We start from the raw sequence: 19,377 nt of genomic DNA on the forward strand, positions 1-19,377 counted from the left end.
TCGAGGTACTCATAGTGGCTACGCTGTCAGTCTGCTCGGAGACAGCAAGCGGCCCGCGCTCCTTCAACGAGCAGGTCCCCGTTGCAGTGGATTGCTACCCCTTGAGGCAGAAATATGCCATCCCGAGGACGCCTCGGTAGCCCTCTTCATATGCAGCGCGCTGTTCCTCGTATTGCCGACCGACCTGCTCTGCGGCGGGGTGGTCGGCATCGTGTGCTTCCAGCCAACGGGTAAACCTGTCGCGATACCCGGCCTCGAAGACGTCCCACTCCTGAACGCTTGCCTGGTCGTCGTCCACTACCTCGAAACCAGCGGCGCGGATCTGCTCGCGCAACGCATCTTCTGTTAGGTACTCGTCGTCACGACCAGCGAGAGGGGCGGTGGCAGCCGGATGAGGTGTTGCTGACCAGATCGCCTCGCCATAGACGAGTCGGCCGCCGGGAAGCACCAGAGCTCGAAGGGCGCGCAGGGCTGCGGCGTAGTCGAGCGGCTGCGCGTCCTCTACGGGCGGCCCCCAAATCTGGCTCGCACCGATGCAGATGACAGCGTCTGCGGGGCGACCCTGGGCTTCCAGCCCAGGCTTCGAATCAAACGTCGCTCTATCGAGAAGGCCACGGCTCAATGCTTGTTGCCTCGCTCGGTCGATGAACACGGAAGCGCTGTCCACTCCCAATCCCCGTGCCTGCGGGGCCGACGTCAAAACCCGAAGTAGTAGTTCACCCCACCCACACCCCATGTCCAGAACCTCAGCCGGCGCCGGCTCGGAAAGGAACGCCACAAGGTGTGCAGCGCGTTCCTCGGAGAGCGGGGTAAGCCACGTCAGGGACTCGTAGAGGGGCGGCAGTTCAAGCGAAGTGTCGTCGGTCACTCACTGATGTTCTCACGATTCACGGAAGCGACTGCTTGTCCGGAAGTCTGCGGCTGCGGACCGTTTTGCGCCGGATTGGGGATCCTCAACCGGACACTGCCGGATTGCCCTGTGACCTGAGCTGGCCTGCTTTGGGCGGCCCGCTTCTCTCGCCGGTCGATCACGGCTCCGTAGCAGCCTAGCGGCGTCAGGTTGGAATTCGACTATGCACGGCCCAACAATTACTCCACCGTCACCATCACCGACGGCCAACCCGAAGCTCCGTCCGGCACAGGATCGGCGCGCTTTTCGGTCTGGGTTTCGCCGGTGGCGTCGGTGGCGCGGGCCTTGACGTAGTGGATGCCGGGTGTGGCGTCCCATTCGTAGGACCACTGGCGCCAGGTAACGGTGGAGGCTTCGGTGGAGAGGGTTGCTTCCACCCACTCGCCGTCGTCAATCTGGACTTCCACCTTGGTGATTCCCCGGGTCTGAGCCCATGCGGTGCCGCCCACGGCGACCTTCCCTGCCGGGAACTTCGCAAAGGACGTGGGTACGTCCACTCGTGCCATGGTTTTGATGGGACCGCGCTCTGACCAACCGCGCTCAGTCCAGTAGGCTTTGCTGTCCGCGAAGCGGGTGACCTCCAGCTCCACTACCCACTTGGTAGCGGAGACGAAGCCGTACAGCCCCGGAACCACCATGCGCACGGGGTATCCGTGCTCCACCGGAAGCGGCTCACCGTTCATGCCGATCGCCAGCATGGCATCGCGGTCATCCCGCAGGACCTCCAGCGGAGTGGAGGCGCTGAAGCCGTCGATGGACCGTGAGAGCACCATGTCCGCGCCGTCTTTCGGCTTGGCCCTTTTCAGGACTTCGCGGATGGGTAGGCCCAACCATTTGGCGTTTCCGGCAAGCTTTCCGCCCACCGGGTTGGATACGCAGGTGAGGGTCACGTGCGATTCGATCAGATCGGCGTCGAGCAGGTCCTGGAAGGTGAGGGTGACCTCTTCCTCAACCATTCCGTGCACCCGCAGTGACCAATCATTGACGTTGATCTCGGGGACGCTCAGCGCCGTATCAATGCGGTAGAAATCGTTGTTCGGTGTCAGCCAAGCGGAGACTCCTGCCACCGGGGACTGGACTCCGGCCGGAACAGCGGGCGCGGCCTTGATGGGCGCCGGCAGCCGGAGGGCATCCCGGGCCTGCGCAACATTGTTGCGCGCTGCACCCAGCAGCCGCCCACCGGTGGCCGCTATTCCGGCGGCGACGGCGGTGATGCCGGCGGCAGCAAAGAAGCGACGGCGGCTGGTGCCGGCTCCGCCTACCTGGGTATCGGCGTCGGCGGCTATGTCGGCAGGGGCTTCCGGCCATGCCTTCAACCCCCACAACGGCACGATGAGTCGACGCAGGACAATGAGGCCGGAGATAGTTCCCAGAATGGAAGGGATGGCGTCGGCGGGTCCAACCCCGGCTCGAGTCAGGACGCTGGCCACGATGACCACGCCCATGAACAGCACACCCAGGACGCCAAGGGCCCACTTCTTGTAAGCCACAACGCCCAAGACGCAAGCCAGCAGGGCAATGGTCAGGCCCATGCCCACGAACAGCGCAGCCTTGTCATTGGTGCCGAACGTTGCGATCGCAAAGTCCTTCATCCACGACGGCGTGAAGTCAATGAACGTCGATCCCAAGGCAAACACCGGGGTGGCCCTGGCAGTGAAGAAGGCGCCGATCAGCTCGGCGACGGCAAGCACGACGGCGGCCGACACCACACCTGCCAGCGCTGCCATGGTTTCGGGGCCTTTGGTCCGGAGTCCGAGCTTTTTCATGTCAGTGGTTCGTAGCGGCCGGGAGCAGGGATGGGTGCCGGCAGCCTCAAGACACACAGCGGCACTTTGAACATCTGTTCATAATTTTCCTTGAACAGATGTTCAAGATGCACTAGCCTGCTTCGTATGACCCAAGCCACATTTTCCGATTCCGCCTCCACCCTTTTCATCAACGGCCGGTGGGAGCCGGCAGCGTCCGGCGCGGTGCGCGAGATCCACAACCCGGCCGACGGCGAACTGGTCGCCACGGTGTCCGAAGCCGGCCGCCAGGACGCCGAGCGCGCCATTTCCGCAGCCCGCGCGGCCTTCGATTCCGGCGTTTGGGCGAACGTCCCGGCCCCCGAGAGGGGCACGTTCCTGCTCAAGGTCGCCGCAGAACTTCGCGAACGCCGGGAGAAATTCGCCCGCGCTGAATCCCTGGACACCGGCAAGCGGATCATCGAAAGCCGCATCGACATCGATGACATCGCCGCCTGCTTCGAATATTTCGGACGCCTCGCCGGGCAGTCGGCGGGCCGGGTGGTCGACGCCGGGGACACCGCCGTCGTCAGCAAGATCGTCTACGAGCCCGTGGGCGTCTGCGGCCTCATCACTCCGTGGAACTACCCGCTGCTGCAGGCTGCGTGGAAGATCGCGCCCGCGCTGGCTGCCGGCTGCACCTTCGTTCTGAAGCCTGCGGAACTGACCCCCTCCACCGCCATCCTGGCCATGCAGTTGCTGCAGGACCTGGGCCTGCCCGACGGCGTCGCGAACTTGGTGACCGGTCCCGGAGTAAAAGCGGGCGCACCGCTTTCGGAGCACCCCGACATTGACCTCGTTTCCTTCACCGGCGGCTTGGAAACCGGCAAGCGCATTGCCGCGGCCGCTGCCGGCACCGTAAAGAAGGTCGCGTTGGAACTCGGCGGCAAGAACCCCAACGTCGTGTTCGCTGACGCTGACTTCGACGCCGCCGTCGACAATGCGCTGAACGGCGCCTTTGTGCACTCCGGCCAGGTCTGCTCCGCCGGGGCGCGGCTGGTGGTGGAGGAATCCATCGCCGAGCGTTTCGTCGACGAACTGGTCCGCAAGGCCAAGGGCATCCGCCTCGGCGGCCCGTTCGATGAGTCTGCCGAAACCGGTCCGCTGATTTCCGCGGCCCACCGGGAGAAGGTGGACGCCTACGTCCAGCGTGGCGTGGCCGAAGGCGCGCGGCTGCGGTGCGGCGGTGCGGCCCCTGAAGGCGATAAGTTCGACGCCGGTTTCTACTACCAGCCGACCATCCTGGACCGCGTGACCCGGGGAATGTCGGTAGTCATCGACGAAGCCTTTGGCCCGGTAGTAACAGTGGAAACCTTCCGCACTGAAGACGAAGCCGTAGCCACCGCCAACGACACCATCTACGGGCTGGCGGGCGCCGTCTGGACCCAGGACGCCGGCAAGGCACAGCGGGTAGCGGGCCGTTTGCGGCACGGCACGGTCTGGATCAACGACTACCACCCCTACCTTCCGCAGGCCGAGTGGGGCGGCTTCGGCCAGTCCGGCGTCGGCCGTGAACTCGGCCCCACCGGGCTGGGCGAGTACCAGGAAGCCAAGCACATCTACCAGAACACCAGCCCCCAGGTGACCGGCTGGTTCGCAGACCACGGCAAGGAGAACTAGATGCACGTCGACACCATTGAGAACCTCAGCGAGCGCGGGTTCGATTACGTCGTCATTGGCGGAGGATCTGCCGGAGCTGCCGTCGCCGCCCGGCTGAGCGAGGACCCTGCCGTCACCGTGGCCTTGGTGGAAGCGGGCCCGGATGACCGCAACCTGCCGGAGATCCTGCAACTGGATCGCTGGATGGAACTGCTGGAATCCGGCTACGACTGGGACTACCCGGTGGAGCCGCAGGAAAACGGGAACTCCTTCATGCGCCATGCCCGCGCGAAGGTCATGGGCGGCTGCTCCAGCCACAACTCCTGCATTGCTTTCTGGGCTCCCCGCGAGGACCTGGATGAGTGGGAGTCAAAGTACGGCGCAACTGGCTGGAATGCTGCTGCAGCCTGGCCTTTGTACCAGCGTCTGGAAAGCAACGAAGACGCCGGACCGGAAGCTCCACACCACGGCCACGACGGTCCGGTGCATTTGATGAACGTTCCTCCGAACGATCCCGCCGGCGTCGCGCTCCTTGATGCCTGTGAGCAGACCGGCATCCCCCGGGCAAAGTTCAATGACGGCACCACCGTGATCAACGGTGCCAACTTCTTCCAGATCAACCGCCGCTCGGACGGGACACGTTCCTCCAGCTCGGTGTCCTACATCCACCCCATCATGGACCGTGAAAACTTCACGCTGCTGACAGGCTTGCGGGCCCGCCAACTGGTGTTCGACGCGGACAAGCGCTGCACCGGCGTCGACGTCGTCGACTCGGCTTTCGGCCGCACGCACAGGCTGAACGCGCATCGCGAGGTCATCCTGTCCACCGGCGCAATAGATTCCCCCAAGCTGCTCATGCTTTCCGGCATCGGCCCGGCCGATCACTTGAACCAGCACGGCATCGAGGTCCTGGTGGATTCCCCGGGTGTCGGCGAACACCTGCAGGACCACCCGGAAGGCGTGGTGCAGTTCGAGGCCAAGCAGCCCATGGTGCAGACCTCCACTCAGTGGTGGGAGATCGGCATCTTCACCCCCACCGAAGAGGGCCTGGACCGGCCGGACCTGATGATGCACTACGGTTCCGTCCCATTCGACATGAACACCCTGCGCTACGGTTACCCCACCACGGAGAACGGCTTCAGCCTGACTCCGAATGTCACCCACGCCCGTTCCCGCGGGACGGTTCGGCTGCGCAGCCGGGACTTCCGGGACAAGCCCATGGTGGACCCCCGCTACTTCACCGATCCCGACGGCCACGACATGCGCGTCATGGTGGCCGGTATCCGCAAGGCCCGGGAAATCGCGGCGCAGCCGGCCATGGCTGAGTGGACCGGACGGGAGCTCTCCCCCGGCATCGAGGCCCAGACTGACGAGGAACTGCAGGATTACATCCGCAAAACCCACAACACGGTGTACCACCCCGTCGGTACAGTCCGCATGGGACCCGCGAACGACGACATGTCGCCCCTGGATCCCGAACTGCGGGTCAAGGGCGTTACCGGATTGCGTGTGGCGGACGCCTCCGTCATGCCGGAACACGTCACCGTCAACCCGAATATCACCGTGATGATGATCGGCGAGCGCTGCGCCGATTTCATCAAGGCGGATCTCATCAACAGCCGGACGGAGGAAACCACGACGGCGGAAGCCGGCTTCAGCTTGTCTGTCGCCTGATCAGGCGCCCTGCTTTTAGACCCACGCAACAAACAATGGGGGAAACAGCCGGAGGCACAGCGTGGTGCCCGGCCTTTGATTTCGACTGCGACCAACGGCGGCCGCAGGTCATCACCATTCGTGCACGTCTGAACTAGGAGTTCGCATGTCAGAACCCACCAAATCAGGACCCTGCAAGAGCGATGCAAGCGGCATGGACGAGTTTGGCTATGCCCAAACCCTGGACCGCAGCATCGGTAAGTTCGCCAGCTTCGCGGCCGGCGTCAGTTACATCTCCATCCTCACCGGCGTTTTTCAACTGTTTTACTTCGGATTTTCGACGGCGGGACCCGCCTACGCCTGGTCGTGGCCCATCGTCTTCGTCGGCCAGTTGATGGTCGCCCTGTGCTTCGCGGAACTGGCCGGGCGTTATCCGGTGGCTGGATCGGTCTACAACTGGGCCAAGCGCCTTTCCACCGGAACGTGGGCCTGGCTGGCGGGCTGGTTGCTGCTGCTCTCCTCCATCATGGCTCTGGGGTCCGTTGCCTTGGCCCTCCAAATCACCCTCCCGCAAATCTGGAGCGGCTTCCAACTGGTGGGCGACGGAACAGGTCCTTACGACTTCGCCGTCAACGGGGTCATCCTGGCCAGCATCATGATCGGCATTTCCACACTCATCAACGCGTTCGGCGTGAAACTCATGACCATGATCAACAGCGTGGGCGTGTTCGTGGAACTGGTTGCGGCCGTCCTGCTCATTGCGGCGCTTATCTGGCACTCCGTGCGGGGACCGGAAGTCCTGCTGGATACTGCCGGCTTCGGTGAAGAACATCCCCTGGGCTTCTTCGGAGTGTTCCTCATTGCTGCCATGGCTTCGGGGTACGTCATGTACGGCTTCGACACCGCCAGCTCCTTGGGCGAAGAAACCAAGGACCCGAAGAAGACCGCTCCCAGGGCGATCCTGCGCGCCGTCACGGCTTCCTTCCTCCTGGGAGGCTTGCTGCTCCTCGGCGGAATCCTGGCCGCCCCCGATCTCTCCGATCCCAAGCTCGGAGCCGCTGATGGCGGGCTGCAGTACATCGTTCTTTCGGTACTGGGCGGCCCCTTCGGCAAGGCCTTCCTGGCGTGCATCGTGGTAGCCGTGGTGGTCTGCACCCTCGCCGTCCATGCAGCAGCCATCCGGATGATGTTCGCCATGGCCCGCGACAACAACCTTCCCTTCAGCCGTCAGCTCAGCAAAGTGCACCCCACCCGGAAAACGCCAACCGTTGCCGCCATCGTCATCGGCATAGTGGCCGTCATCCCGCTGATCGTCAACATCTCCCAGCCGGCCATTTTCACCATTCTCTCCAGCATCAGCATCGTCCTGATCTACCTGTCTTACCTGCTGGTGACCGTGCCCATGCTGCGGCGCCGGTTCTTGAAGAAGTGGCCCCTGAAGGACGACGGATCAGAGCCGGGATTCAGCCTCGGCAAATGGGGGTTGCCCGTGAACGTCCTGGCCGTGCTGTGGGGCGGCGCGATGACGCTGAACCTTGTGTGGCCGCGGCCGGAGATTTACAACTCGGTACCGCCGTTCGAGTGGTACCTGCAATGGGGCGGCGTGATGTTTGTTGGCACAGTCATCATCGGTGGAACGCTGCTCTACCGTCTCCGCATCAGGCACAAGACCGGAGTCCTGGCCGAACACGCGGCCCTGGTCGCTCCCGAGGAGTCTCCCCAAGTGGTAACCCAAAACTCCTAGCCCTCACGTCAAAGGAGCATTCCTTCGCCAGTATCGAACCGGCGAAGGGATGCTCCTTGCGTTCTCAACCCCATCAGTGGACTCAAACGAACGCAGACTTCCCCGTCACCGCACGGGCCACGATCATCGAGTTGATCTCATAGCTGCCCTCATAGGTGTACAGGATCTCCGCGTCGCCAAAGAGCTTTGCCATCTCAAAATCCGTAGTAATTCCGTTCCCACCCAACAAAGAACGACCCATCGCAACGGAGGAACGGGCCAGCCGGGTGGTGGTGGCTTTGCACATGGCTGCCTGCACCATCTGGAGTTTTCCGGCCTGCTGGATCCGGGCGAGCTCAACCATCATGGACAAGGACGCGTTGGCGTTGCCCAGGATGTCGGCAAGCTGCTGCTGCACCAGTTGGAAGCGGGCAAGCTGTTTGCCGAACTGCTTGCGTTCCAAGGCATACGACCGGGCAATATCAAAAGCTGCCAACTGGATCCCTGCGGCCTGCCATCCCACCCAGGCACGGGAATCGCGCAACAGGTCATTGGCTCGGGAAAACTCCGTGGCCCCCGGCAAGAGGTTCTCCAAAGGAATACGCACCTCGTCCAGCACGATGTCGGCATTCTGCATGATGCGCAGGCCGATCTTGTTGGAGATCTTGGTGGCCGAGTATCCGGGTCGATCCGTCTCCACAATGAAGCCCTTGATGTGGCCGTCGGATTCGTCCCGGGCCCACACCAATGCGAAATCGGCAATGGTCCCTGCCCCGATCCAGCGTTTGGCACCGCTGATGACCCATTCGCCGCCGTCGCGCCGCGCCGTCGTCGAAAGTCCTCCGGCGATGTCCGAGCCGTGGTCCGGTTCGGTGAGGGCGAAGGCGCCGAGCTGGGTGAAAGCTTCCAGCCCAGGGAGCCACTTGCGCTTCTGTTCAGGCGATCCGAGCTCGTCAATCATGCCCACGATGAGTTCGTTGTGGATGCCCACCAGCGCCGAGAGAGACACATCCGCCCGGGCCACCTCGGTGTACATCAGGCCTTTGAAGAGCTTGGTGGAGCCGTCTGTTTGGAGTCCACCAAGCCCGAACTTGGCCATGTCGGCCAGCAGCCCGAAAGGGAACTCTTCCCGGTTCCAGTACTCGATGCTGGCCGAACGAATGCGGGTTTGCAGGAACTCCCTGATCTCCAAGTACCGCAAGCGCTCTCCGGCCGGGAGAAGGTCCACTACGTGCATCAGGTCCGCCTCCGGATAAGGAGGGAGGACGCGTTCTGGTGCCGCACCGCTGGTAACGGTGCCGGCAGCTTTGTCGTCGAGCATTAGACCCCTTCGTCATGTCCCGCACAGGCTCTTCCAAACCCTTGGATGTCCTAGTATATTGCAAGGTGATGTGGATCACTAGGCGGGATGTCCGGCAAAGGTGCCAGGGAAGCCCGAAGGCGAAAGGCGGACTATGACAGTCACAGAAGACTTCCGTGCGGCCCGCGACCGGCTGTTGGAACTGCGTGAGGACTACAAGCTGGCGCACGCCGAATTCGAGTGGCCGCGGTTTGAGGAGTTCAACTTCGCCTTGGATTGGTTCGATCAGATCGCGGCGGACCCGGCCAGAGGCAGCAAGCCCGCGTTGGTCATCGTGGAACAGGACGGGAGTTCCACCCGCCGCAGCTACAAAGACCTCGCGGAACGCTCAGCCCAGGTAGCCAACTGGCTTCGGAGCCAGGGCGTCCAGCGCGGCGACCACATGATCATCATGCTCGGCAACCAGGTTGAACTGTGGGAACTCATGCTCGCCGGCATCAAACTGGGCATCGTCATGATCCCCACCACCACCCTCATGGGCGCCCGCGATCTCCAGGACCGCGTCGAGCGCGGCGGGGCCGCCTGGGTGACGGTCGGAAGTGCCAACATCGGCAAGTTCGCCGACGTCGAGGGCGATTACACCCTGATCGAGGTCGGTCCCGAGAAAAACGGCGCGGACGCCAAACAGTACGCAGATTCGAACGACGCCGGCACGGACTTCACGCCCGACGCCCCCACTAAGGCAGATGAGACGCTGCTGCTCTACTTCACCTCCGGCACCACCTCACGGGCAAAGCTGGTGGAGCATACCCACAGCTCGTATCCCGTGGGCCACCTGTCCACCATGTACTGGATCGGCCTGGAACCGGGCGACGTCCACCTGAACGTTGCCTCCCCCGGCTGGGCTAAACACGCCTGGTCCAACGTCTTCACGCCGTGGATCGCTGAGGCCACGGTCTTCATTTACAACTACCAGCGCTTTGACGCCGTGGCCCTCATGGAGCAAATGGGCCGCGAAGGCGTCACGAGTTTCTGCGCCCCTCCCACGGTGTGGCGGATGCTCATCCAAGCCGACCTCACGCAGCTCACCAGCCCGCCACGCAAGGTGGTCTCGGCCGGGGAACCACTGAATGCCGAAGTCATCGGACAAGTGGAGAAAGCTTGGGGAGTGACCATCCGCGACGGCTTCGGGCAGACCGAATCCACGGTCCAGATCGCCAACACTCCCGCGCAGCCGGTCAAGATCGGCTCCATGGGCCGGCCGCTCCCCGGGTACGACGTTGTCCTGGTTGACCCGCTCACCGGACAAGAAGCCGACGACGGCGAGCTCTGCCTGCGCTTGGACCCCCGGCCCGTGGGGCTCATGAAGAGCTACTTCGGCGACGAAGCCAAAACGGCCGAAGCCTTCCGCGATGGCTACTATCACACGGGCGACATGGCCAGCCGCGACTCCGACGGTGTCATTACGTACGTCGGCCGGGACGACGACGTCTTCAAGTCCTCCGACTACCGGTTGTCGCCTTTCGAACTCGAAAGCGTCCTGATCGAACACCCCGCCGTGGCGGAGGCCGCCGTCGTGCCTTCGCCTGACGCGGTGAAGCTGTCGGTTCCTAAGGCGTTTGTGGTCCTGGCTGCCGGCTATGAAGCCGGACCGGCGGTTGCGGAGGACATTCTGAAGTATTGCCGCGAGCATTTGGCTCCGTTCAAGCGCATTCGGCGGCTGGAATTCGGCGAGCTTCCCAAGACGATCTCCGGCAAGATCCGACGGGTGGAACTGCGCGGGACGGAAGTCGCCCGGCACGGCGACGGTCCGCTGCCCGCAGGTTTGGGCGTGGAATACACCGAGGAAGAGTTCCCGAATCTGAAAGACTAGCCACCCGGGTCACCAGGCCAACCAAGCAACCGAAGGAGGCCCATGGGCACACCACTCCCCCGAGACCCCATCGCCGACGCCCAGCGCAACTGGGAACGGCATGGCTGGGGCGACGTCGCCGCGCCCATGGCCGCCATCACCGCGATCATGCGCACGCAGCAGATCCTGCTGGCCCGCATCGAAACGGTCCTCAAACCCTTCGGGCTGACCTTTGCACGCTACGAGCTTCTGGCACTCCTGAGTTTCGCCCGCAGCGGCGCGCTGCCCATGAACAAAGCCAGCGCGCTCCTGCAGGTGCATCCCACCTCGGTGACCAACGCCGTCGACCGCTTGGAAAAAGCCGCCCTGGTGGCGCGTTCCCCGCATCCAACCGACGGACGCACCACCCTGATTGAGCTCACCGCCGAGGGCCGCACCCTCGCCAAAAAGGCGACGGCGGCGCTCAACGCCGAGGTTTTCGGCAAGTCAGGCTTCGGGCCCGACGACGTCGATCACCTCATCCGCGTACTGGGCACCTTCCGCAGGGATGCCGGGGATTTCACGGAAGAATAGTGCTTTCTACGTTCTGGTAGGGCGGCTTCCGGGCAGGGGTGGAGCCTTTGATCGGTACGTGTGTCCGGTGGGGGTGCTGATTTCCAGGGTGTGCACGTCTCCGGGCATGGCCTTGGTGCTCCAGCCGGGGCTTTCCTTGATATGGTTGCAGGCTTCGCACAGCCCTGCACCATTCGCCAGGCTGGTCCTCCCTCCAGAGCGCCAGGGAACCACATGGTCAATATGCCGGATGGGCGCATCGCAATACGGAGTCCGGCAACTATCGTCGCGGGTTTCGATGAAGCGCCGGAGCCCACCAGCGAAGAGCCGGGCCTTGGAATCGGCGGCAAGGAGCTCTCCCGCAGCTGGAGCCGTGTAGAGCCGGCGAAGCCAGACGGTGAGGTCCTGGTCATGGGCTGCCTGCCCCGACCCGAGCAGCTCCCTTCCCCATTCGGCGGGGACGATTCCGTAGCCCTTGAGCCGGGCCGGTTCGCTGTCGCCTTGGAACAGGGCGCGGTCGGTCATGACGAGATCCAGGTTGATCCCCGAAATCCCGCCAGGGGTTCCGGTGACCCGCTCGGTCAAAGTGTCAGCCATGAGCTGGCCCCGCCCTCGGGTATCCCCGCTGGAACGGGCAGAATCAGCCGCTCGAGTCAATGCGGCGTAGACTGCTACGCCCTGGGCTACCGGGAGCAAGGCCGTCAGGTATGTCATGGTGTCCGGCGCCGGTCGCAGGCTGACAGTCCGTTCGGCGGCAGCACGGCTGGCACGCCCGACTACAGACCGCGGATCCCGTCGATACGCGGCAGCCTTCGCGGCGGCAATGATCGCTTTGTCACCCTTGCCGGCAAAAGTCCCGGTGTCGGGGGCGAGCTCCTCATCCACCGCACAACGGTCCTCGACAGACAAGCAGGCCGTTTCCTTAACAAGGAGCGTGGCGCGCCATTCGTTCAAGTGCCCCGATTTCAGGGCCGCCAAGGTGCGGGGCATCTCCGTGACAAGGGCTTTCGCCAAGCCCAGGAGACGGGACCCACGGTTTGGCGACTCGCGCCGGGCCAACGCAACCTGCGCTCCCACCCCTTGTCCACGCTCGGACGCAGGGATGCCCGCCTCGGCTTGCTCGGCGCGCTGCGCAAGATCAAAAGCCACAGCAACCCGCGCCTGCAAAGCGGAGATCGCAGACTTCATCTCCTCCAAGACCCGCAACTGTTCGATCAGGTCACTGCTAACGGTGCTGGGCCGAACGGAATCCACCAAAGCAGCGCGCCCGAGCGCCACCCCTTTGCCCGCTCGCCTGTCCCCAACTCGCTCCATGCACCAACTCTGGCAGCAGGCACCGACAAAATAACGTCAATGCTCGCAGGCGAAGCCCAATGAGCGGGCCCCGCTCATTGAGGGAGTCCCCCGGAGGACCTCCCTTAAGCGGGACTCCCTCTGAGTCCCGAACCCTGATGTTCTTGAGTCATGACCACAACTCTCCCCACCACTAAGACCCGGCGTTTGCCATTGGTGACCTACGTTCTGGCAGCGGGTGTGTTCCTGATGGGAACCACCGAGTTCATTGTTGCGGGCATCCTGCCGGAGATCGCCACTGATCTTGGCACGTCCGTAGCCGATGCGGGCCTCATGATCACGGTCTTCGCGGTGGGGATGATCGTGGGCACCCCAACGATGTCCATCCTGACTCTCAAGCTGCCACGCCGCCTGACGCTGAGTCTCGCACTGGTGGTCTTCGCTGTGGGTCACGTCATCGTGGCGCTCACCTCCGATTTCACGATCATTCTTGGTGCGCGTTTCCTCACCGCCTTGGCGACTGGCGCTTTCTGGGCGGTAGCCGCCGTCGTGGGTGCCAAAGCCGCCGGCGCGGCGTCCGCATCCCGCGCGTTGGGCGTTGTTTTGGGCGGCGGGATGCTCGCCAACGTGGTGGGTGTTCCCTTGGGAGCGTTTGCCGGTCAGGCGATTGGCTGGCGGGGGCCGGTTTGGATACTCGCGGCGTTGGCACTGGTGGGTGCAGTTGCCGTGTACCGCTTGGTTGCCACGGATCCCGCTTCGGGACAGACCCCGTCCGTCCGTGCTGAGCTGGCGAGTATGCGGGATTCGAGGGTATGGCTTGTCCTGGCAGGCTGCGCGATCGTGTGCGGATCTTCCTTGGCTGCGTACACCTTCATCTCTCCGCTGCTCACTGGGAACACCGGGCTTGCCGCTGCGGCTGTGCCCTTGGTGCTGATGGCCTACGGCGTCGGGGCATTTATTGGTTCCACCCTGGGCGGCCACTTCGGGGCCCACCGCCCCTACCCTGCACTGTTCATCTCAGCAGGAATGACATTCCTGGTTCTCGGCGCCCTCTTCCTGTTCTCCCACTACGCCGTGGTGACAGTGGTCCTGATCTTCCTGCTGGGCCTCTTCGGCATGGCAACCAACCCGATATTGATCGGCAAGGCAGTGGGATATGCCGGGCATGCGCCAACTCTGGCTTCGGCGCTCAGCACCTCGGCATTCAACCTCGGTACGGCCGTGGGATCCTGGCTGGCCGGCTTCGCATTGGAATCTGCGCTGGGAGCCAGCGGTCCGGTGCTGGTGGGTACTGGGGTCGCCGCGCTCTATTTCTTGCCGCTCACAGTGCTGATGCTGAAGGACCGGAAGGAAGGTGCTGTGGCGTGAAGGTCTAATGTTCGTCGCTCGCGCCGAAGTCGCTTGTGAGCCAGTCCTCAATTGAGTTCCAAGGGAAGGCGTGATGAGCATGTGGCCCGGGCGAGATTGTGGAGGCCTCCATCCGGTCGAGTCGAAAGAGACGCCAGTCGTCCCGGTCAAGGTCGTAAGCGACGAGGTACCAGTACTGTTGCCGCAGGAGATGCCGATAGGGCTCGACTGTGCGGCGCGAATGGCGGCCATGTTGGTCCGTGTAGTCGAAACCGAGACGCGCGCCCGTCGCAACGGAGTCGGCGATCGTGCCGACAAGCTCCCAGTCAACGGACGCAGGAGCTTCGCGTAGAACCTGTGTCGACAGAGCTACCGCTGCGGCCCGCCGCTGCAGGCCGCCAGGGAGCACCTGTTCGAGCTTCGTGCGCGCGGTCGCAGCTGTGGCATCATCCGGCAGCCACGCTTCCAGGATCAGGATGCTCGTGATGATCGTCGAGACTTCGTCCGCGCTGAGCAGGAGCGGTGGAATCTTCATGCTCGGCCGCAGCGCGTAGAGAGCACCTGGGCCGGGGCGGGAGCCGACGTCGTAACCCATGCCGCGAAGACGCATCGCGTCCCGCCGTACGGTGCGCGCGCTCACCCGCAGGCGGGCCGCGAGGTCGTGTGCGGTCCACGTCCGCCCCGACTGGAGTAGCGCCAACAACTCCAGCGACCGTGTCGAGGGTGAGTCCATGGATCCATGATCGCCCAAGATGCGGCCAGTATGCGGCCGCATCTGCACATAGCGTGGAAGAACGAGCGGAAGAAGGGAACTCCATGAAGATCGCCGTCACAACACCTCAGGGTAACGTCGGCCGACATCTGACACGGATGCTCATCCGGGCAGGCGTCAGGCCGCTGCTGCTCACCCGCCACCCAGAGAACGTCCCCGCTGCCCTCGCCGCGCACGTCGATCTGGTGGCGACGGACTCGCGCGAGCCGGGTCGGGTCGTTTCGGCCACCGTCGGCATCGACGCCATCTACTGGGTCGATCCGCCCGCTGAGTCCCCCGACCCGATGGCCGACTACCGCCGCGCTACGGAGTCCGTTGTCTCCGCAGTTGAGGCGAACCGGATCGGACGGGTCGTCTTCCAGAGCAGCGTCGGCGCGGAGAAGCGGCACGGCGCAGGCGAGATCGACGGCCTCGCGGAGACGGAAGTCGCCCTCGACGGTTGCGGCGCGGACGTCACGCACCTGCGGTGCGGCTACTTCTTCACCAACCTGCTGTTCGAGGCGCAGTCAGTGAAGACCGGGCTGCTCCAGACCGTACTCCCCGTCGATGCCCCGATGAGCTGGGTTGCACCACGGGACATCGCCGAGGTGGCCGCTCTCAACTTGTTGAGCCTCGAGTGGAGCGGACGCCGCGTCCAAGCTGTCCACGGCCCCAAAGACCTGACATGGACGCAAGTCGCGAAGATCCTGGCGGATGAGCTGGGTCGAGAGGTGCGCGTCGAGCGGATCGCCGACGAGCAGATGCGCGAGCAGTACCTCCAGGCTGGCATGCCTCCCGCCATGGCCGACGCGGTCCTGGGGATGTCCACCGGGCTGCGAGAAGGCTTCGTGCCCGAGCAGGAACGTTCGATCGTCACCACCACACAGACCCAACTGCGGAGCTGGATCCGTGAGGAGCTCGTCCCCCTCCTCTGAACACCATGGGGAGCACGATGGAGTTCAAACGGCGGTGCGCGTCACCTGTCATGCGGTCAGCTGTCCGCCCGGGTCCTTTCGGCAGCAGGCTCGACGGCGTATTCGCTCGCCGCCCACGATGCGAGCAACTGGAGACGCTCGGCCGACGGCGATCCGGGTTCCGCAGCGTAGATGGTCAGGGTCAGCCCGGGTTCTGCGGCCATTTCCAGGCCCTCGAAGGCGAGCGTCATTTCACCAACTATCGGATGGTTGAACGTCTTGAAACCAGTGCCGTGATGCCGGACGTTGTGGGCGCCCCAGCGGGTGCGGAATTCCTCGCTGCGGGTGCTGAGTTCACCAATGAGGTCGTGAAGCTCCTTGTTGTGCGGGTCGCGCCCGGCCTCTGTGCGCAGGATGGAAACTGTCACCTCCGCAAAGGCATCCCAGTCCGGGTAGAACTCGTGGGCACGGTCATCCAGGAAAGTGAACCGTGCGATGTTTGGCGCCTGGCCCGGCATGTCGTAACAGTCCTTGTAGAACGCACGGGCCAACGGGTTCACGGCCAGCAGGTCCATCCGGCCGTTGCGGACGAATGCGGGTCCGGCCGTTACCGCATCAAGCGCCCATTGCAGGCTCTGATGCGGCACGTAGGACTTTGAGTTCCGGCGCCGCGGTGGTCGCGCAACAGGACTGGCGGCGTGAGCGAGATCGAACAGATGGGCCCGCTCGGCGTCATCGAGGTTCAACGCCCTCGCGAGACTCTCAAGAACTTGTGGGGAGGCTCCGCTGATGGCACCTCGCTCCAAGCGGGTGTAATACTCCACGCTCAGCCCGGCAAGCGTGGCCACCTCACTGCGACGCAACCCTTTGACCCGCCGATTCGAGCCGGCCGGCAGCCCCACCTGCTCAGGTGACACCTGGGCGCGCCGGGAGATCAGGAATTCGCGTACTTCAGCCCGATTATCCATACCTTCACCCTAGTTCCGGGGCACAGCGGGAGGGAGTCCCTGCGAGGGCCTCCACCGGTTTATGCGGGATCGGCCTTCCGGCGGGACACCAACACGGGACTGTGGGCATGGTGCAGGACAGCGTGCGCCGTGGAGCCGATAGTGCCCTTGATGACCCCATGCCCTTTGGTCCCCACCACCGTAATACGTGCTCCTTGCGAGGCTTTGACCACCGCCCGGGAGAAGGAAGCATCCACCAGCAACTCTCCGGCCACCCTGATCCCGGGTGCTTTGTGGCGGGCCTGGCTCAGCACCGAGTCAAGCATCGCTTCAGCGTCCGGGTAAGCCTCCACGGGCTCGCGCAACCGCCGGTAGCCATCGGGTTCGTGCAGTACGTGAACGATCATGAGTTCAGCACCCGTTGCTTCAGCGAAATGGCAGGCATCCTCAAGTGCCGCCGGTGATCCCGAGTCATCCACGGCAAGCAACACAAAACCATCAGGGTTGTCGTCAGCACGGATCACTGCCACCGGGCACTCTGCAGTTGCGGCCATCTCCAGGCTGACGGATCCCACCAGCAAACCCATGAACCCGCCAAGTCCCCGACTTCCGAGCACCAACATCGCAGCACCGGCCGAAACGTGGGCCAGGTGATCGCGAGGCATCCCGTGCAACAAGGTGGTGTGGACTTCCAGCTCGGGAACGGTCTCCTTGGCGAGCGCAACACCTTCTTCCAGGACTTTCTGGGCAGCCCGTTCCAGGCCGCTGTCGGCAACCCCGGGAACGGGTCCCCTGTTGTGGGACAGCAGGACCCACAAGGAGCAGTGCACTACGTGGAGGGAACAGTCCCGCAGGATCGCATGTTTGGCGGCCCACTGGACGGCGCGGTGCGATTCTTCGGATCCGTCATAGCCAACCACGATCGTCTTCGATGCGCCCTCGTTCGTCATGGCCAGAGCCTACGCCGGCACCGGGAGAGGCACCATAGCGTAACGCCCGACGCCACAACGCAACACGCTGCTAGGCTCCGATGCTGACACTTCAGGAGGAAACACCGTGAGCTTTGCCGAAGAACTCAGGAACCAGTCCGCGGGGGATTGGGACGCCGCCGTCAACCATCCGTTCGTGGACCAACTGCTGGCCGGAACCCTTCCCGATGAGCAACTGCGCCACTACCTCGTGCAGGACTACCAGTTCTGCGATGCCTTCACCGCGCTCCTGGGCCAGGCCGTAGCCTCAGCACCTTCGCTGCCTTCCCGGCTGGTGTTCGCTGGCGTCCTGGGAGCCTTCGCTTCTGACGAAAATACATACTTCCAGGATTGCTTCAATGAGCTGGACGTTCCGGAAGCGGAGAGGACTGCACCCGCTCTCGGAACAGCCACCCGCGATTTCGACGCCCTCATGCGGGACGCCCTGACGAGCCGCTCTTACCCCGATGTCCTGGCAGTCCTGCTTGTTGCTGAGTGGCTGTACGGAGAGTGGGCCGCCCGCGCCGGAGACCCCACCCAGTGGCCCGCCGAACCCAGGCATGCCGAGTGGATCCGTCTCCACAACAACCCCGAATACAACGCGTGGGTGACGTGGCTGCGCGACGAGTTCGACGCCGTCGAGCCTTCACTGCCTCAGGAGCGGCAGCGCGTTGCTGCGGTCTTCGTGGAGGCGGTTCGGCTGGAGCGGGCGTTCTTCGATGCAGCGCTGATCCCCGCCGCTGTCAGCTAGCCCTGCTTCCGGACGGTGTAACTGAGCTCCACCAAGCCTTGGTCGTAGCTGTTCACGTCCACGAGTTTCAGAAGGGCGGGGTCGTGTCCGGCGGGGAACACGCCCCTGCCGGCGCCCTGGCCGACCGGCATGACGACCAGCCGGACTGCGTCCACCTCGCCTGCCGCGAAGAACGTCCCGCCCAGGGACAGGCTGCCCCACAGCACAATGTCCTTGGTGGACTCGCGCTTGATACGGCGGATCGCCTCGATCGCGTCGCCGGATTCAACGTTCGACGGCGGGAAGTCGCCCCAGGGGGCTTCCTTCAGATGGCGCGAAAACACGTGGCGGCGCAGTCCGTTGAGTACAGGTGTGATGATGTCGGCCTTGGACGCCGGCGTAGGCCAGTACTCCAATCCTGCACGATCAGCTGTCCCATGACTCACTCCTCGAATGCGGGTGGTGGCCCGCAGGAGCCTACGCCGCGAAGTAGGAGCGGACAACCCTTTCACGGTTCTCCTGCTCAGCGGCCCCGTGTTCATAGGACCCACGGCATGCCTCCGGAGTCCCCACCGGATCCATCCAGTGCCAGCTCTCGGGGCAGTGATCGTCATCGCAAAATTGCCAGGTCATGATTTCCCTCAGTCTCGCCTGCTTGTGTATCCCTCAGTAGGAGACGCAATCAGGTGGAACGTGACGAAGGAAGGACCGTGAGCCGCGTCCTACTGGACGGAACGAGCTAAAGCAGAAGAGCTGCCGCGCCTAACCCGTAAACGCGAAGATCAACGCCGAGCCCAACGACAGGACCCCAATGCCGTAACCCACCGCCAAGGCGCCTATGGCGAAGCCCCGTCCCCGTTCGCCGCGCTGCTGAATTTGGTTCAAGGCCACATGGCCTGCCCCAACGACGAATACCGCGATGACTGCCATGCCCGCGAAAAACAGCCCGACGAGGGCAACGACTGCCATTGCGGCGGCCACGAGGGCCTGCCGGTTGATCGGCTGGGTGGATGCTTCAGTGTGGTTAGCCTGAACGATCTCCGTTGACATGTTC

At 63.9% G+C, this 19,377-nt stretch carries 18 protein-coding genes; 8 read left to right on the top strand and 10 right to left on the bottom strand.

Annotation, left to right across the window (positions count from 1 at the left end; all coding sequences use genetic code 11):
* Positions 1-94 precede the first annotated feature (94 nt).
* The gene (locus tag RQH14_RS00915; protein WP_311211464.1) at positions 95-868 is read right to left on the bottom strand and encodes a class I SAM-dependent methyltransferase; all 774 of its coding nucleotides are present in this window, start codon (positions 866-868) and stop codon (positions 95-97) included.
* A 221-nt stretch (positions 869-1,089) separates the two neighbouring features.
* Positions 1,090-2,676: a molybdopterin-dependent oxidoreductase gene (locus tag RQH14_RS00920; protein ID WP_311211465.1), complete on the bottom strand. Its 1,587-nt coding sequence runs from the start codon at positions 2,674-2,676 to the stop codon at positions 1,090-1,092.
* 126 nt (positions 2,677-2,802) lie between these two features.
* Between RQH14_RS00920 and RQH14_RS00925 the strand changes: the two genes are divergently transcribed.
* From RQH14_RS00925 to RQH14_RS00935, 3 genes are all read left to right on the top strand, one after another.
* Positions 2,803-4,314, top strand: a complete 1,512-nt coding sequence (locus RQH14_RS00925) for an aldehyde dehydrogenase family protein (RefSeq protein WP_311211466.1) — start codon at positions 2,803-2,805, stop codon at positions 4,312-4,314.
* Positions 4,315-5,967 (top strand): GMC oxidoreductase, encoded by a 1,653-nt coding sequence (locus tag RQH14_RS00930; protein WP_311211467.1) that lies wholly within the window; start codon positions 4,315-4,317, stop codon positions 5,965-5,967. It begins immediately after the preceding gene.
* A gap of 145 nt (positions 5,968-6,112) precedes the next feature.
* Entirely contained in the window at positions 6,113-7,690 is a 1,578-nt protein-coding gene (locus RQH14_RS00935; RefSeq protein ID WP_311211468.1) for an APC family permease, read from the top strand.
* Between the two features lie 82 nt (positions 7,691-7,772).
* On the opposite strand, the gene RQH14_RS00940 is transcribed toward RQH14_RS00935, so the two are convergent.
* On the bottom strand, positions 7,773-8,990 hold the full coding sequence (locus tag RQH14_RS00940) for an acyl-CoA dehydrogenase family protein (RefSeq protein WP_311211469.1): 1,218 nt from the start codon (positions 8,988-8,990) through the stop codon (positions 7,773-7,775).
* Between the two features lie 133 nt (positions 8,991-9,123).
* On the opposite strand from RQH14_RS00940, the gene RQH14_RS00945 reads away from it, so the two are divergent.
* Positions 9,124-10,842, top strand: coding sequence for an AMP-binding protein (locus RQH14_RS00945; protein ID WP_311211470.1), 1,719 nt, complete (start codon positions 9,124-9,126; stop codon positions 10,840-10,842).
* Between the two features lie 42 nt (positions 10,843-10,884).
* Positions 10,885-11,394: a MarR family winged helix-turn-helix transcriptional regulator gene (locus tag RQH14_RS00950; RefSeq protein WP_024819327.1), complete on the top strand. Its 510-nt coding sequence runs from the start codon at positions 10,885-10,887 to the stop codon at positions 11,392-11,394.
* A gap of 6 nt (positions 11,395-11,400) precedes the next feature.
* Here the strand turns inward: RQH14_RS00950 and RQH14_RS00955 are convergent, their stop codons facing one another.
* Positions 11,401-12,687 carry an HNH endonuclease gene (locus RQH14_RS00955; RefSeq protein WP_311211471.1) on the bottom strand — a complete coding sequence of 429 codons (1,287 nt, stop codon included), beginning with the start codon at positions 12,685-12,687 and terminating at the stop codon, positions 11,401-11,403.
* Positions 12,688-12,837: 150 nt separating this feature from the next.
* On the opposite strand from RQH14_RS00955, the gene RQH14_RS00960 reads away from it, so the two are divergent.
* A complete protein-coding gene (locus RQH14_RS00960) occupies positions 12,838-14,034 on the top strand; it encodes an MFS transporter (RefSeq protein WP_311211472.1) in 1,197 nt (398 codons plus the stop codon).
* A gap of 4 nt (positions 14,035-14,038) precedes the next feature.
* On the opposite strand, the gene RQH14_RS00965 is transcribed toward RQH14_RS00960, so the two are convergent.
* Positions 14,039-14,746, bottom strand: a complete 708-nt coding sequence (locus RQH14_RS00965; protein ID WP_311211473.1) for a WYL domain-containing protein — start codon at positions 14,744-14,746, stop codon at positions 14,039-14,041.
* An 83-nt stretch (positions 14,747-14,829) separates the two neighbouring features.
* Here RQH14_RS00965 and RQH14_RS00970 point away from each other — a divergent pair, with 83 nt between their 5' ends.
* Entirely contained in the window at positions 14,830-15,699 is an 870-nt protein-coding gene (locus RQH14_RS00970) for an NAD(P)H-binding protein (RefSeq protein ID WP_311211474.1), read from the top strand.
* Between the two features lie 56 nt (positions 15,700-15,755).
* Here the strand turns inward: RQH14_RS00970 and RQH14_RS00975 are convergent, their stop codons facing one another.
* Both RQH14_RS00975 and RQH14_RS00980 read right to left on the bottom strand, forming a co-directional pair.
* The gene (locus tag RQH14_RS00975; protein ID WP_311211475.1) at positions 15,756-16,646 is read right to left on the bottom strand and encodes a helix-turn-helix transcriptional regulator; all 891 of its coding nucleotides are present in this window, start codon (positions 16,644-16,646) and stop codon (positions 15,756-15,758) included.
* A gap of 59 nt (positions 16,647-16,705) precedes the next feature.
* Complete coding sequence (locus tag RQH14_RS00980; RefSeq protein ID WP_311211476.1) at positions 16,706-17,575, bottom strand: universal stress protein; 870 nt, start codon at positions 17,573-17,575, stop codon at positions 16,706-16,708.
* 106 nt (positions 17,576-17,681) lie between these two features.
* Here RQH14_RS00980 and RQH14_RS00985 point away from each other — a divergent pair, with 106 nt between their 5' ends.
* A complete protein-coding gene (locus RQH14_RS00985) occupies positions 17,682-18,344 on the top strand; it encodes a TenA family protein (RefSeq protein WP_311211477.1) in 663 nt (220 codons plus the stop codon).
* On the opposite strand, the gene RQH14_RS00990 is transcribed toward RQH14_RS00985, so the two are convergent.
* The 3 genes from RQH14_RS00990 to RQH14_RS01000 form a co-directional block, all read right to left on the bottom strand.
* The gene (locus RQH14_RS00990; RefSeq protein WP_311211478.1) at positions 18,341-18,769 is read right to left on the bottom strand and encodes a dihydrofolate reductase family protein; all 429 of its coding nucleotides are present in this window, start codon (positions 18,767-18,769) and stop codon (positions 18,341-18,343) included. The genes RQH14_RS00985 and RQH14_RS00990 overlap by 4 nt on opposite strands.
* 31 nt (positions 18,770-18,800) lie before the next feature.
* Complete coding sequence (locus tag RQH14_RS00995; RefSeq protein ID WP_311211479.1) at positions 18,801-18,956, bottom strand: hypothetical protein; 156 nt, start codon at positions 18,954-18,956, stop codon at positions 18,801-18,803.
* A 129-nt stretch (positions 18,957-19,085) separates the two neighbouring features.
* Positions 19,086-19,373 (bottom strand): DUF4190 domain-containing protein, encoded by a 288-nt coding sequence (locus RQH14_RS01000; protein WP_311211480.1) that lies wholly within the window; start codon positions 19,371-19,373, stop codon positions 19,086-19,088.
* Positions 19,374-19,377 lie beyond the last annotated feature (4 nt).

The organism is Arthrobacter sp. WCS2018Hpa-7 (genome assembly GCF_031843805.1).
GTDB lineage: Bacteria > Actinomycetota > Actinomycetes > Actinomycetales > Micrococcaceae > Arthrobacter.